The 15476-nt window shown below is 52.3% G+C and carries 12 protein-coding genes; 7 read left to right on the top strand and 5 right to left on the bottom strand.

Going from position 1 to position 15476, the window contains the following annotated elements; genetic code table 11:
* Nucleotides 1–105: 105 nt before the first annotated feature.
* The gene (gene nadB / locus CC94_RS0105980; RefSeq protein WP_005374806.1) at nucleotides 106–1758 is read right to left on the bottom strand and encodes an L-aspartate oxidase; all 1653 of its coding nucleotides are present in this window, start codon (nucleotides 1756–1758) and stop codon (nucleotides 106–108) included.
* A 410-nt stretch (nucleotides 1759–2168) separates the two neighbouring features.
* Between nadB and rpoE the strand changes: the two genes are divergently transcribed.
* From rpoE to CC94_RS0105960, 4 genes are all read left to right on the top strand, one after another.
* On the top strand, nucleotides 2169–2759 hold the full coding sequence (gene rpoE, locus CC94_RS0105975) for an RNA polymerase sigma factor RpoE (protein ID WP_005374805.1): 591 nt from the start codon (nucleotides 2169–2171) through the stop codon (nucleotides 2757–2759).
* Between the two features lie 12 nt (nucleotides 2760–2771).
* Entirely contained in the window at nucleotides 2772–3338 is a 567-nt protein-coding gene (locus CC94_RS0105970) for a sigma-E factor negative regulatory protein (protein WP_005374804.1), read from the top strand.
* Between the two features lie 86 nt (nucleotides 3339–3424).
* A complete protein-coding gene (locus CC94_RS0105965) occupies nucleotides 3425–4315 on the top strand; it encodes a MucB/RseB C-terminal domain-containing protein (protein WP_281023973.1) in 891 nt (296 codons plus the stop codon).
* A 215-nt stretch (nucleotides 4316–4530) separates the two neighbouring features.
* Entirely contained in the window at nucleotides 4531–5937 is a 1407-nt protein-coding gene (locus CC94_RS0105960; RefSeq protein WP_005374802.1) for a DegQ family serine endoprotease, read from the top strand.
* Nucleotides 5938–6153: 216 nt separating this feature from the next.
* Here CC94_RS0105960 and CC94_RS23630 read toward each other — a convergent pair whose 3' ends face one another.
* The 4 genes from CC94_RS23630 to CC94_RS0105945 form a co-directional block, all read right to left on the bottom strand.
* Nucleotides 6154–6366: a hypothetical protein gene (locus CC94_RS23630; protein ID WP_157203384.1), complete on the bottom strand. Its 213-nt coding sequence runs from the start codon at nucleotides 6364–6366 to the stop codon at nucleotides 6154–6156.
* Nucleotides 6367–6695: 329 nt separating this feature from the next.
* Nucleotides 6696–7124 (bottom strand): HIT domain-containing protein, encoded by a 429-nt coding sequence (locus CC94_RS0105955; RefSeq protein ID WP_005374801.1) that lies wholly within the window; start codon nucleotides 7122–7124, stop codon nucleotides 6696–6698.
* Nucleotides 7125–7141: 17 nt separating this feature from the next.
* On the bottom strand, nucleotides 7142–8170 hold the full coding sequence (locus CC94_RS0105950) for a M14 family metallopeptidase (RefSeq protein WP_031430179.1): 1029 nt from the start codon (nucleotides 8168–8170) through the stop codon (nucleotides 7142–7144).
* Nucleotides 8161–9588, bottom strand: coding sequence for a glutamate-cysteine ligase family protein (locus CC94_RS0105945; RefSeq protein ID WP_031430177.1), 1428 nt, complete (start codon nucleotides 9586–9588; stop codon nucleotides 8161–8163). The genes CC94_RS0105950 and CC94_RS0105945 overlap by 10 nt, the downstream gene beginning before the upstream one ends.
* Before the next feature lie 440 nt (nucleotides 9589–10028).
* Between CC94_RS0105945 and CC94_RS0105940 the strand changes: the two genes are divergently transcribed.
* From CC94_RS0105940 to CC94_RS0105925, 3 genes are all read left to right on the top strand, one after another.
* The gene (locus CC94_RS0105940) at nucleotides 10029–10991 is read left to right on the top strand and encodes a helix-turn-helix transcriptional regulator (protein WP_245619704.1); all 963 of its coding nucleotides are present in this window, start codon (nucleotides 10029–10031) and stop codon (nucleotides 10989–10991) included.
* A 397-nt stretch (nucleotides 10992–11388) separates the two neighbouring features.
* Entirely contained in the window at nucleotides 11389–14661 is a 3273-nt protein-coding gene (locus tag CC94_RS22865; RefSeq protein WP_084675303.1) for a TerD family protein, read from the top strand.
* Complete coding sequence (locus CC94_RS0105925) at nucleotides 14661–15467, top strand: hypothetical protein (protein ID WP_031430174.1); 807 nt, start codon at nucleotides 14661–14663, stop codon at nucleotides 15465–15467. Before CC94_RS22865 ends, CC94_RS0105925 begins: the two co-directional genes overlap by 1 nt.
* Nucleotides 15468–15476: the final 9 nt, after the last annotated feature.

The raw sequence follows: 15476 nt of genomic DNA, 5'->3' as shown, positions 1-15476 counted from the left end.
CAGGAGCAGTTGCCGGGGCTACAGGGACGTTTGAGCTTGCCATCCTTGGCGCTGGATACCCGCTTCCCGGCGGGTATGACGGCATTTATGTATAGAGCATGCCCCTTAATCGCCCATTTCATACGTATTGCGTCCTGCGCGCTTCACCGGACGCAGTATTGTGGGGTGGGGCGGTTGGCTGCGGTCGGGCTCCGGATAGTCCAGCGTGTAATGCAGCCCCCGGCTTTCCTTGCGCAGCATCGCGCTGCGGATGATCAATTCGGCCACGATGACCAGGTTGCGCAGTTCGAGCAGGTCGCTGGTGACCCGGCAATTGCCGTAATACTCGGCGATTTCCTTCTTGAGCAGTTCGACTCGGTTCCTGGCCCGGTGCAGCCGCTTGTTCGTCCTGACGATCCCGACATAATCCCACATGAAATTTCTGAGTTCGTTCCAGTTGTGCGAGACGACCACTTCTTCGTCCGAATCGCCGACCTGCGACTCGTCCCAGGCCGGAAGCGCCGGCGGCGGGGCAATCTCCGGCAATCTCCCGGCCAGGTCGATATGGGCGCGCTCCGCGAAGACCAGGCATTCGAGCAAGGAATTGCTGGCCATCCGGTTGGCGCCGTGCAGCCCGGTGCAGGCGACCTCGCCGATCGCGTAAAGGTTGGCGATGTCGGTGCGCGCATGGCTGTCGGTCATGATGCCGCCGCAGGTGTAGTGGGCTGCCGGAACGACCGGAATCGGCTGGCGGGTGATATCGATGCCGTAGTCGAGGCATTGTTGGTAAATGGTCGGGAAGTGCTCGCGGATGAAGGTTTCCGGCTTGTGGCTGATGTCCAGGTAGACGCAGTCGATGCCGCGCTTTTTGATCTCCGCATCGATCGCGCGGGCGACGATGTCGCGGGGCGCGAGCTCGCCGCGTTCGTCATAAGCGTGCATGAACGGCGCGCCGTTCGGCAGGATCAGCTTGCCGCCTTCGCCCCGCACCGCTTCGCTGATCAGAAAGGCGCGCGCCTCGGGATGATAGAGGCAGGTCGGATGAAACTGCATGAATTCCATGTTGCTGACCCGGCAGCCGGCGCGCCAGGCCAGGGCTATCCCATCGCCGGTCGAGCTTTGCGGGTTGGTGCTGTAAAGGTAGACCTTATTGGCGCCGCCGGTTGCCAGCACGACGGCGCGCGCGGCGATCGTTTTGACCTGCTGTTTCCGGGTATCCAGCACATAGGCGCCGAGAATGCGCCGGCCGGTCGGGCTGCCGCTGTTTTCTGCGGGGCCGGTGATCAGCTCGACCACGTTGTGGTTTTCGAACAGTTCGATATTGGCATGCTCGCGCGCCCGCTCGATCAGCGAGAGCGAGACCGCTTTGCCGGTCGCATCGGCCGTGTGGACGATGCGGCGGTGAGAATGGCCGCCCTCGCGGTGCAGATGCAGTTTGAATTCGCCGGATGCGGTTTCTTCCCCGGTAAACATCACGCCCTGGCTGCGCAGCCAATTGATTGAGCTTTTTCCGTGCGTGACGGTCAATCTGACAATTTCGGGATCGCAGAGGCCGGCGCCGGCAATCAGGGTATCCTCGATATGCGATTCGATCGAGTCGCCGGCGTCGAATACGGCGGAAATGCCGCCCTGCGCATAAAAAGTGCTGCCTTCGGTTAGCGCAAATTTCGAAAGTACGGCGAGACGGATGCCGTGTTCGGCCAATTTTAAAGCTAAACTTAAGCCGGCGCCGCCGCTGCCGATGATCAGGACATCATAATAGGGTGCTGGAGTATGCATCTGTAAAGTGAAGAGGATATGCGGAATGGTAGCCGGAGAATGAGTTTTGTTGACCGGGCGAAAGCGCAGTGGGTACGGTCGAGGCTAGTATTACTCGATAATTTATGTTAATTGAATAAGGTGTCACAAGAAAAATATATTTGCTTAAGGAAAACCGCGAATCAAGCGGAGAAACTCCCTTTCCCGTTAGGAGAAGGCTGGGGCGAAGAAATGAAAATCAATGGGTTATCTTCTCGTTTCGACCTTTTTCGGGAAGGAGAGAGCGCTTATCCGGAGCTTCCTTAAGGGCTGGGCTGGCTTAGTTCGCAAGCATGATGGATAATAGCCATTTTTGCCGCGAGAGCAATTATTTTTGTTACTGCCGAACTAATACAGTTTAATTCTGTCCATTCTACCATCCACAGGCACAAGTGAAGAGTCATTCAAGGGCGAGCGAACAATTGGACGAAGACCTGGTATTGCGGGTGCAGCAGGGAGACAAGTCCGCATATGATCTTCTCGTGATCAAATACCAGCATAAGATTGTCCAATTGGTCAATCGCTATGTTAAAGATCCGAGCGAATCCCAAGATGTCGCGCAGGAGGCTTTCATTAAAGCCTACCGGGCGCTGGGCAGTTTTCGCGGCGAAAGCGCTTTTTATACCTGGCTCTACCGGATCGCGATCAATACGGCGAAAAATTATCTGATGTCCAGGTCGAGACGAAATGTCGATATGCAGATAGATGTTCAGGATGCGGAAGTCTATGAAAACCTGCCGCAACTGCATGGTCAGGAAACTCCCGAACGGGAATTGCTGAGCCGCGAGATTGTCGAGACGATCAAGTCGGCGATCGCAAAACTGCCCGAAGAAATGCGGGTGGCCATTATGCTGAGGGAATTTGAAGGAATGAGCTATGAGGAGATTGCTCAGGCGATGGATTGCCCTGTAGGAACCGTGCGTTCACGCATTTTTAGGGCGCGCGAAGCAATTGATAGTAAACTCAACCCCTTGCTCGATTGACGGTGATATTCGATGCATGAAGATCTGATTCAAAAAATTTCTCGATTCCTGGACGATGAGCTTCCTGAAGACGAAGCATTGAGCCTCTTACAAAAAATGCGGATCGATTCCGAGCTGGCCGACAAGATGCGCCGTTATGAGGCGATCAGTCACGCAATCAAAAACGACGACTTATTGGTCGCGGCAAGGCCCGATTTCGTTAGTTCGGTCAATAGCCGGATTCAGCACGAACCGACTTACCTGATTCCGAACGCCGAACGGCGCTGGATTCGTCGCCGGCATTTTACGCGTTCGCAAAAAATCGCTGCGGCCGCCGCGTCGGTTGCCGTGGTTGCTTTTGTCGCGCACCTGCAGCGCCCCGAGCCGGCCCCGAACCCGAAAATGGTCGTCGCCGCGATCAAGCCGCCGGCCGTCTCGACTGACTCCACTCCTAAACCGGTGACCTCCAAAATACTTCACGATTCCTATCCGGTCAACCGACAAATCAGCGATTATCTGCAGGCCCACAGCAGCATTTACACGCAGGGAGAGGTTGGCTTCCATCCTTACGCACAAGTCACTCAATACAGTCAAAAATGACGCTGGTCGTTCGCTTCATCCTGATATTTTTCTTTTCAACCGGATCGGTTTTCGCTGAAGATAACAAGTTAACTGCCAGACAGATCTTGACGAATATGATCCAGGCTTTGAGGACTCTCAATTACGAAGGCACTGTGGTGTTCTGGCGCAACGGAAGGCTCGAAACCATGAAATATTTTCATGCGGTCGATCGTGGAAAGGAGCAGGAGCGCCTGGTCGCTTTGAACTCGCCCTTGCGGGAGGTCGTCAGAAACGGCGATGTGGTCAGTTGCCGTTACAACGATACGCAAGACGTGGTGTTCGACCATCGGCCCTACGAGCGCTCTTTTTTGGTCAATTTTTCCAGGACGCTGGCCGAGCTGGACGATTTTTATGAATTCTCGCTCGCCGGTAAAGAAGACGTGGCGATGCTTCCCGCCTATGTGATCGATATTGAACCGAAAGACCAATTCCGCTATGGACGGCGGATCTGGGTCGAAAAGCTCCAGTTCTTGCCGCTGAAAATCGCCGTCTACGATGTTTCGGGCGCGCTTCTCGAACAGGTCGTGTTCACCGAACAGCATGTCAGGGCGGCATTGCCGTTCAGGGAAGCGAGAGCTGAGGTCGGACGAGCAAATATGTTGGCGGGGCAGGCAATAAAAGACGGCAATGCCGGCGTTTTACCGTTTACCGTAACGGATTCGCCGGCCGGTTTCAGGCCGATCTATTTTGCGCGAAAAACGATGCACGATTCCCATTTGCCCGTCGATTATTTATTGATGAGCGACGGCATCACGTCCATTTCGGTCTATAAGGAAAACAAAAATCCCGAGATGGATCTGGGGCTGCGGTCGGTCGGCGCAATCAACTACTACAGCCTGAGTCTCGAAGATTATCAGATAACGGCAATGGGCGAGGCGCCGCCGGAGACCGTGAAATCCATCGTTGAGGGCGTCAGGTTGAATCCGCCAATCGTTCGGAAACTTCAGCCAGAATAACTTCCGATGCGCAATAAAGCCGGATCGATGCACCGGGAAGCCGGCAGGGCTTTCCCGGCATGTGGCGCTTCGAGCTTTTTTCCCTTGCGCTCCCTTGTTCGACCAAGCTGTGCGAATCGGTACTTTTTGATTTTTGAACAATTTATTTTCGGCCCTGCCGCCCATACCCATGAGCGGACAGGTGATAATTTTTATTGATTGGGATTAGAAACTTTATGCTTAAAAGGCTCGGTTGGTCCGTTTTTCTGGTCTTTTTGTGGGGCCATGCTGCGTACGCGCAATTGCCTGATTTTACCGAAATGGTCAAAAGAAACGGCGTGGCGGTCGTCAACATCAGCACTACCCAAAAAGCTTCTCCGGAAGCCAGCAATCTTCCTCCCGAACAACAGTTGCCCGAAGGCTTGCCTCCGGAAATGGAAGAATTCTTCAAACACTTCTTCAATGGGCCTGGAGGGGATTACATTCCCAGGGATACGCAATCGTTGGGTTCCGGATTCATCATCTCGTCGGACGGCTATGTGCTGACCAATCATCACGTGGTCAAGGATGCCGACGAAATCGTCGTCAAGCTGACCGACAGAAGGGAGCTGGTTGCAAAACTGGTCGGTTCCGATGCGCGGACCGATGTCGCCCTACTGAAAGTGGAAGCCAAAGACTTGCCGACCGTGACGATCGGATCGCCGGAAAAATTGCAGGTCGGCGAATGGGTGCTGGCGATCGGTTCGCCTTTCGGCTTCGAGCAGTCGGTAACGGCCGGCATCGTCAGCGCGAAAGGGCGCAGCCTGCCCGGCGGCAATTACGTGCCGTTCATCCAGACCGACGTCGCGATCAATCCGGGCAATTCGGGCGGACCGCTGTTCAACATGAACGGGGAAGTCGTTGGCATCAATTCGCAGATCTATAGCCGGACAGGCGGTTTCATGGGCTTGTCGTTCGCGATCCCGATGGACGTGGTCAGCAATGTCGTCGATCAGATCAAGACGAAAGGCAAAGTGTCGCGCGGGTGGCTCGGCGTGCAAATCCAGGACGTTACCCGCGAGCTGGCCGAATCGTTCGGGATGAAGCGCCCGCATGGCGCGCTGGTCGCGAAGGTCGTTCCGGGAAGCCCGGCGGAGAAAGCCGATATTCAAATCGGCGACATCATCACCGAATTCAACGGCCATGAAATCGAAACCTCGGGCGAGCTGCCGCCGATGGTCGGCATGACGCCGATCGATGAAAAAGCGGAAATCAAGCTGATCCGCCAGGGCGAGACGATGACCGTGCCGATCCAGATCGGTTTGCTGCCCGAGCAAGAGGAAAAGTTGGCGGATATCGGCAATAAAGGCCAGATCAAATCCGACAATAAACTCGGCATTATCGTTACCGAACCGACCGCCGAACAGCGGGAAGCGCTGGAAGTGACGAAGAACGGAGTGCTCGTGCAAAACGTCGGCAAGGGGCCGGCCAAAGAGGCCGGAATCCAGCCGGGTGATGTGATTTTGCGCATTCAGAGCACGGCGATCAAAAACGTCGCCGATTTCAACAAGGCGGTCAAAAACCTGCCGGAAGGCAAACCGATTGCGCTGCTGGTTCAGCGGCGCGGTAATCCGATCTTTTTGGCGCTCAAGATCGGCAAGTGACCTTGCCGTTTCAACCGGAGCCGCAGGCAGATGCCTGCGGCTCCGGTCCCTCCTTTCCTCGGGTTTTTAAACCTCGACTAAAACGCTAAAACGGACTTTATTTGTTCGAAAATCGTAGGGCGGATTCGCCGCTAGGCAATCCGCCATGGCTTTGAAGGCTGTCGGCGTTTTGCTATCGCGAAAACGCCCTACAGATTGCTGAACCTCTTTTCCCCGTCACATTGAAAAAGATCGAAAGAACTTCCAAAAGCCCTTGTAGGGCGGATTTGCCGCCAGGCCATCCGCCATGGCTTTGAAGGGGGTTGGCGTTTTGCTATCGCGAAAACGCCCTACAGGTTGCTGAACCTCTTTTCCCCGTCGCGTTGAAAAAGATCGAAAGAACTTCCAAAAGCCCTTGTAGGGCGGATTCGCCGCCAGGCCATCCGCCATGGCTTTGAAGGGGGTTGGCGTTTTGCTATCGCGAAAACGCCCTACAGGTTGCTGAACCTCTTTTCCCCGTCACGTTGAAAAAGATCGAAAGAACTTCCAAAAGCCCTTGTAGGGCGGATTCGCCGCCAGGCCATCCGCCATGGCTTTGAAGGGGGTTGGTGTTTTGCTATCGCGAAAACGCCCTACAGGTTGCTGAACCTCTTTTCCCCGTCACATTGAAAAAGATCGAAAGAACTTCCAAAAGCCCGCGTGGTGAAACACTGGGGACAGACCCATACCAGACACAGGTTCCGGGCGTTTCCTCGGTCCGGTGGTTCGGGATTGACCTTTTAAGTCTCGATCAAAAAATTTCCAAAACAGGCCTGCACCTGTTCTGTAATCGCAGCGATCCGATCTTGGGTATAAGGGATACGGTCGAATTTTCCCCATACCGGAGCAGGCCAAGCCGCGTCGGTCTTATATCTCACGATATGATGAATATGGAGCTGGGGAACCAGGTTGCCGATCGCCGCGATATTCATTTTGTCGGCCTGGTAGAAGGCCGCAAGATTTTCCGCGAGAAGACTCGATTCCGCCGTCAAGATGATCTGATCGGCCTGACTTAATTGATAAATTTCGGTCAGACCGGTTTTCTCCGGCACCAGAATAAACCAGGGATAACGGCTGTCGTTCATCAGCAGGAGCCGGCACAAGCCGAAGCGTCCGAGCGTGACGGCATCTTCCGCCAGGCGCGGATGCAGGGTAAAGGGTTCGTTCATCGGCGGGAGTCGTGGAATCAGGAAAAATTCAGGCGTTCCATCAAATAACACAGGCAATCCTGTCGGATCACGCGTTCGTCCAGCGTCAGCATCGAAGGCATCGTCGGGCGGGTGATTTGCAGGATGCCGTTGTTCAGGCGGAAGAACTGGCCGGCCACATCATGGCCCTGTTCGTCCTGGACGAGCAGGAGGGAGGAAAGCGGGACGTTGCGAGCCTGCCCCAGCACCGTGCCCGCCGCAATTTCGGTAAAATTCATCCGCTCCAGATCTTCGCTCAATAACAGGTCCGAGTCGCTTCGGCTGAAGCTGAACGAGACAGGGTCGGCAATCCGGACCTGCGCGACCGTATGGAACAGGTCGATGTCGCCGGCGTGCACCGGCTGCTCCGGCAACGCGGACAGGTGCAGGCAGCTGTCCAGGAACTCGAACGCATGGTCGACGCCGTATTGCTGGCCGGGCCGTCCGCATTCCAGGGTTACCGACGGGCATAACTCGGCGAAGGCGGCCGACTGCACTCCGGTAGGACGCCTGAAATAAACGACCAACCGGCCGAACAACGCCGCCAGCTGTAGAAAGCGGTTATCGAGCCGGTTGATGCAGGCGTAGTGCGGATTCAGGCCGGTATTGTTATGGATATCGATGCTTGCGAAGGGCCGGCGTTCCCGCATCGCCTCGAATACGGCCGCCGCCATCGCGGTTTCCGGGGAAGCCGGCAATTCGGTGCCGGGCCAGATGCGGTTGTAGTCGGGCTGATTTTCCAGGCGCCTGACATCGCGCTCGGCCGCCTCGACATTGCCGAAAAAGAGCGCGAGCGACCGCGGCAACTCCCGATCCCGGTATTTTTTGAGCAGGCGCTGCACGGCCATGAAGCCGGTCGGTTCGTTGCCGTGCAAGAGCACCGAGACGAACAGCGGCTCGTCCAGCCTGCCCGTCAGATGGATCAGCGTGGGTTTTGGCAACAGCGCCCGCAAACCTGCCGTGTCGATATCCGGCAAGCCGGCCGGCAGGCTGTTCAATTGGGTAAAAAGACGCTCCGTCACTGCCATTCACCGACCGGTTTGCCGCTGTTCTGATTTTTTAGATAGGAACGGGTCATCGCCGCAAAATCGTGTTGATGTTTCCTCGCATAGCGCCTTTGCCAGCCGCAGCCGTTTTGCTTGTTCGCGAGGCGTTGGCGGATGATTCCCAAATAATCGTCGATGTCGGACGCATTGACGCCGAATGACTGTAAGCCTTTAACCGCGCGCGGCAGGAACTCGGTTTGCAAAAGCTGCTCGATCCGGTGCCGGGAACCGTCGGACCAGACGAGCGTGCTGTCGAGGCCGTGCCGGGCGGCATGATAGAAGTTGTCCTTGGCCGCCGGGAAAGTCAGCGGCAGGCCATGCTGCATCGCCTGCTCGCAGAGGTTTTGCGCCAGGCCGAAATAGAACGCCGCATTGGCGATCGCATCGACCGGGGTCGGGCCGGAGGCCGGTGTCCGGTGCTCGATCCGGATATGGGGCGTGCCGTCCGCGTCGAAGCCGATCAGGGGCCGGTTCCAGCGCCAGATCGTGCCGTTGTGGAGGCGCAAATGCGCGAACTGTTCGGCGTCAGTGTCCTGATTGACCGGCAGCAAGGGCGGAAAATGCCCGAGATTTTCTTCGAAACATTCGAACACCGACTGCCGCAAATAGCCCGAGCCAAAGCTGACGCGATGCAGCGGGCCGCGCGCTGCCCCATTGTAACCGCCTGTTTCTGCGGCCTGTTCGAAGAGCGGAATCCGGGTTTCGTGCCAGAGCTCCTTGCCGAACAGAAACGGCGAATTGGCGCTGATCGCTACGACGGGAGCGGAAGCGATCAGCGAGGCGTTATAAAAATGGTGCGCCCATTTCAGCGGCAGTTGAATGTGCGTTTGAAAAGAGGTCGTCGCCGATTCGATCATCACATCGTAATGGTCGAATCTGAGATGTTCGAGGCCGTGGATATCGATATGGATCGGCATCCCGCGCGCCTGCAGGATCTGCTCGTTCAAGGCCCGGTAACGGTGCATCTCGGACATGTTGCCGAGGTGCAGGTCGCTTTGCGCAAGAGTCGGCAGAATGCCGATCATGACCGCGCTATGATCCATTCTTTCGGCATGGCGGACGGCGTTTTGCCAGGTGCGCTCCAGGCGCTCGTGCAACTGGCCGAAGACATTGCCGGTCAGGGGCGCCGGTTCGCAATTCAGTTCGAAATTGAACTTCGCGAGCTCGGCGCTGGCCAACGGATCGTTCAGCGTTTCCAGATACTGTTTATTGACCGGCGCGGGACGCATCGCCCTGTCGACCAGCCAGGCTTCGAGCTCGAATCCGGCAACGGGCGGCTGCTTCGAGCACGAGTTCCGTTCGATTACCTGCTTGAGCAAAGTCGTTTCCCGGGCGAGTTTCTGGCGGAAAGCGATAAAATCGCTTTCTTCAAACTGGGTCCGCGTGATTTCTTGTCCCATGGCGGAGTTCCTGGTTGACGGCGATAGTTCATCATACGGGCTTTTCAAAGGCAGCGTCAATGCTTGTAAAGTACGAAAGCGCTAAAAACTTCTGCAGTTCTCCCATTACAACGGCCTAACTTTTCCAGATACTACGCGCCATTAAAAAGTAGGCGGGAATTAAACCGAATGCTTACAGGGTGCTGCGAACTCCGCAGTTCGCCTGACCCAATGAACCCAAAACCAACCACGGCGTTGCCGGCATGAACGGATTGCCAAAAGCGGTTATCGCAAGGCTTTGATATTTCGGCTGTTAGAGGACAAAGTGCATTGGTTAACTGGCCGTTTACGACTCAAAAAGCACGGCGAAAATTGGCCAAACTCTATCCTTGTATTTCAAGTTAACTGACTCTATTAAGGATGGCCTACGTACGTAAAAAATAATCAAATCTTTTTTGCCAATGACACAACCTGTCATTCCCTCCTGTTATTATTGGCCCATGTCCAATGCCACCGAATATGTCAGCATGGCTCCAACCCACCGCTCTTCATCCCACGACAAAATCGCCACCCGTCTGGCCGACATTCTGATTCGGCTCAACAACGGTGAAAAACTTGATCCGCATTCGCTCGCCGAACATTTCGGAGTTACGCTCCGCACGATCCAGCGCGACTTGCTCGAACGCCTGGCATTTTTGCCGCTGACCAAGGACGGGCACTGTTTCGTACTCGAACCCTATTATCTGGGGAAACTCACCACCGGCGATATTCACCGCTTCGCCGCATTGTCCGGCGTCAAAGACCTGTTCCCTGACCTCGACGATCCGTTTCTGCGGGAGCTGTTCGACAGCCGCATTAACCAGGCGTATCTGGTCAAAGGCCACCAGTACGAAGACCTCAGCGATAAAACCGATGAATTCAGGCATCTGGAGCAAGCTATCAATCAGTGCCGGCTGATCCACTTTAGCTATAAAGATAAAACCTATACCGGCATCCAGCCATACAAACTGGTCAACCACAACGGCATCTGGTATCTGGCCACCGTGCATGACCGCCAGCTCAAAGCGTTCTGTTTCAGCCAGCTTAAAGCCTTGCAATTCGACGAACATCGTTTCGAGCCGGATGCGGAAACACTTGCCGTCATCGAACAGGAAGACGGCATCTGGTACAACCAGGACAAGCGCGAAGTCGTTTTGAAAGTCGATGCCGGGGTTGCCCACTATTTCAAGCGCCGCAACCTGTTGCCCAGGCAAACCATCGACAAGGAACTCGAAGACGGCAGCCTGATCGTTTCCTCGTTGGTCGCACACGACAACCAGATTTTGCCGCTGATTAAGTTTTGGGTGCCGAATGTGTGGATTATCAGCCCGGATGAGTTGCGCCAAACGTTACTGCAAATACTCGGTGAGTATGTGAAACAATGAGGCCAACCTGATAGCACGGGAACCCTTGGCCGTGCCGCCAGCCAACCCCTGTTTTAAATTTACCTGCCCATCCTGCGGTTGGAGCATTGTTATGAACAAATAAGCGGTGTTATCATCGGCCCAAAGCTTTGCGAGAGCTGTGGAGGCAAATATAACTAAGCCGAACCGGTTTGCCGGAATGGTCGATGAGTTTTTGGATCAGACAAGCAGTTAGTTTCCTAAACAGCTAAATTTTTAGCAGAACCCAATCAATACAATTTGTATAATCATTCTATAGTTAATCGAAGAGCGCCATTCTGGAAGCCACAATACCGATAACTGTTTTTAGAGTGCGTTTAATTTCATCGCTGCCCAAATTCCAGCAAACGAGACAAGATGCTTAGAGGAGATAATAAACATGTCGATCATTCTTGTTAAAGGCGGCAACGTTTCACTGAGCAAAGAAAGGTCGGCAGACAACATCGTCGCTGGCCTGGGTTGGATAACTCTTCATGAAAATTGCGCCTTTGATTTGCACGCCAGCGTTTTTTTGCTCACCGAAACGGGAAAAGTGCGCAACAACAACGACCTGATTTTCTATAACAACGGAAAATCCACTGACGAATCAATTAAATACCTCGGCAATAGCCCCACGGCAAACGGCGACAACGCAAGCTTCCACATTATCCTATCGCAAATTCCTGGTGGCGTCAGCAAGCTGGTCATCGTCGCCCACATTCACGACGCGCAAACGCGGCGACAGAACTTCGGCATGGTCCACTCGGCTTTTATCCGTCTCGTCAACCCCGGCAATCAACAAGAAATAGTGCGTTTTGACCTGAACGACTATACCGGCTCAGAAACCGCCATGCTATTCGGCGAAATCTACCGCCATCGCTCCGAATGGAAATTTCGCGCCATAGGCCAGGGTTTTACCGATGGGTTTCCCTCGATCGTCAAAAACTACGGCATGACCGACTTTAACTTTACCTTACCTCCACAACCCGAAGACCCAACGATGACGACCGACAATATTTTTAGCCAACTCGGCCAGCAAGCAAAACAAATTAAACAGAACTTGGAAGCCATTTACCACAATCGGGCGGCCTCACATCTACGACCTTACAACCCAACGATGACGACTGACAATATTTTTGACCAACTCAGCCAACAAGCACAGCAAATTGAACAGAACTGGAACGCTCTTTACCGCGACCTAGTAGCCGCGCAATCGGACAATCCACACCTGAGCAAAGATTTTAAACAGTTCAGCGAATTAAACGACTCCTTCCGAAAGGCTTTACAGCATTTGTATAACGATTTGAACGCGCCAACGCTGATTCTGGCGACCACCGGCACGACCAGCAGCGGCAAAAGCACCCTCGTCAATCTGCTTTGTGGTGCCGATTTAATGCCGCGCATGGCGCAAGAAATGAGTGCCGGCGTGGTGTACATCAAACACAGCCCTGAAGGTCGCCGCCATTTGAAAGTACACAAGACTAACCGTGCGAAATGGAAATGTGGCGAATGGTCGGATTTGTCGGATAAAGAGATTCGTGAAAAATTAACGAACATTATGGATAGTTTTAATCAAAACAGAGGCGAAAACCAACCGGAAACGCCGAACATAGAGTTGACGTATCCATTAGCCTGTTTTAGCAATCCTGACGAACTCTTGAACTTATCCGGCTTACCTCAAAGCACCCAATTTCAATTGATGGATTTGCCCGGCTTACGCAATCAAGGCGACATTACCAATGCTGAAGTCATTCAAAAATGCAAGGATGCGTTATGTCTGGTCGCCTACAACATGGAGGAAACCGACGAGAATCGGCGACGGGAATTGGTTCAGCAAGTCCTGAAACAAGTCAAAAACATGGGCGGATCGCCGGCACGGATGCTATTCGTGCTCAATCGTATTGATGTGTTCCGTAAAGATGACGGCTGGCAACGTCGCCAAGAAGAACACATCGACAAAGTGCGGAAAGAGATTCATAACATTTTGCACGACGGATTGCCCGAACACCGCGATAAGCTGAAAGATATAACCTATTGCCCGTTAAGTTCCTTGCCGGCGCTGTATGCCCTACTCATAAGAGCGGGCAGCGATCGTGTAGCCGATGCAGGAGAATTGGAGAACCACTTCAAGCCACTGATTAATGACGTGCTTGGCGATTTACCGCGCGACATCAATAAATGGAGCGACCAGGATTTTAAGCGGATTAGTGATACCGCTTGGAAAAGCAGCTATGGAGCGGAGTTTTATAGTTGCTTGGGCAGCCACATTCAGCGGCATTTTCCCGCCTTGGTCATCCCCAGCATAGTCAAGCGTTTCGTGAACCAAGTCCAGGAAGACATCGGCCGTCTGGACAGAACATGCGAAGCGCAGTTAAACAGTTCGGATGAAAACTTCGAAAAAGCTCAAAAAAAACTGGCTGAACAAGAAGCTAAGTTGAAAGAGTTTATTGCGGAGGCAAAGCAGCAATTACTTAGACCTATTGGTCGGTTAAATGAAACTCTAAAAAAAAGACAGAAAATTCAAGGTAACCTAAAAGAATTAAATGACGAATTTGAGAAACGGCCAGAGTCGAAGAGAGAGTCTCTGTTAGAGTTCATAAAGTCAGGCGGAGAGCTACAAAAGTCGGATGCAAATTCAGTTGTGACAAGTTATCTGTTAGCTTCAGACGGAGAGCTAAATTATCTGTTAGCTTCAGACGGAGAGCTAAAAGAGTTGGTAGAAAAAATTATAAGCTATAAAAAAGAATTAGATGCCCTCTCAATGGATTCCGTATTGGATATCTTTATTGAAGGTTTGCTTGATACCGAAATTTTCCAGAGCCGGTTAGATGAAAACAAATTACGCCCATTGAGTGACTGGGAATTCCAATTAAGAAAGTCGGCAACAGAGGTGCTGGACGCCATGAAACAATCATTAGTCAATGGATCTCCCAGTTTTGCCGGCACGTCGGTAGAAAACTTGCCTAAATCACTTCAAGACCACTTGGCTTTCATTTGCAAACGCTACGCAAGAGATTTAAAGGATTTTTCTCAAATATCTGACAATTCACGGAAGGATGACATCCAAGAAAGCTTAGATATGTTTCTTGATGGGCTGAACAATATTGTCACTGAGTGCTTAGAATTGCAAAGTCAGCAAGAAAGTAAACGCATTCATGATGCGATGGATTTATTGATGAAAACGTATTTGCGGTATTTGCAGGCTGGCATTGATGGCATCGCGCGGGAATGGAACCTGAACATGGGCGAGTCAGTGTTGGATGGTTTAAGCCCGCCTGAAATCGGTCCGGTTCGTCTACAATCCGAACTAAAATCTGACTGGAGGGATGAACGTATTTGGTGGACGCTGTGGCTCTCTACTAAAAGGATTTATTATAAGACCCTGCCCGATCCGGAAGCATTACATGTTAGCTTTCACCATGACATAGTCAATCAGGTTGGTATGCGTGCTGAGGTATTTTCAAGGATGATAATAGACTACATTGACCAATTAAATGACAAAATAGATTTAAAACAGGAATTTGTGCAACGCGATTTTGACGCCAAGCTGATACAGGCTCATCAGCAACATCGCAATGATTACCAAAAAGCGCAGCAATGCTGGCTGCCTTTGTATGAACAATCGCAACAGGTAGTAGATCAACTTAAGCAGCTGAATGAGGAGTATTTATAATGAACGATGACTCCTATAATACTAATAGAGTGCTTCGTGTTTTAGGTAGATTAGAGGAAGGTATTCAAGAAAAATGGAATAAAGAAAAATTCTCTAAATTGGATGAGTTACTGAAGGATTTTTCTCAGCATTTACAAGAACCCGCCTATGTAACTAATGCTTTTAACAAAAAGGGTGAACTAATATCTGCAATCCAATGCAAGATTAATGACCTACAAAAAGATGTCACTGAGCAATTAGAAAAAGAGGAAGAAGAGATGGTTTCAGAGAATGTTGCGATGAGCATAGGTGTAAAACTGTTTATTGCGGGCGGTAGTTTGCTGGTTTTAGGAATAGCAATGTATTATTGGGCTAATAATACAAAATCGGCAAGACTTGGTCATACAAGCTCTGGAAAAGGTAGAAATATACAACCACAATCCCCTGATTATCAGCCGCACCACTTATTGTTGATCCTCCCCGCCAATCAATTGGCAGGTTTTTCCGCCAGTCAAACCAATCAAATTGTTACTAAAAACCAAATCGAACAGTTAATCAAAAATGCCGTTCGCGCTTATTGCTATCCTGAGAGAGATCCAGACGTCAATACAATTGACGAGCGGGTAATTTGCACCGATGAAGAGCTTGATACCACCAGCGAAAGCCGGTTTTTCTTGCGGGTAAAATTATTAGCTGAGCCATCAATTAAAAACGACCGCAGCAAACTGGGCATTATTGGGAAAATTAAGCCTGATCCTTCCGCTGAAATCTTGAAACTCGCTAGATTCAGAGCGTCAGACTCGACTCAGCCCTTTTTTCCCCTATAACTTCACGAC

The organism is Methylomicrobium agile (genome assembly GCF_000733855.1).
GTDB lineage: Bacteria > Pseudomonadota > Gammaproteobacteria > Methylococcales > Methylomonadaceae > Methylomicrobium > Methylomicrobium agile.
The sequence above is the reverse complement of the archived record's forward strand: the minus strand, read 5'-3'. Positions and strand labels throughout refer to the sequence as shown.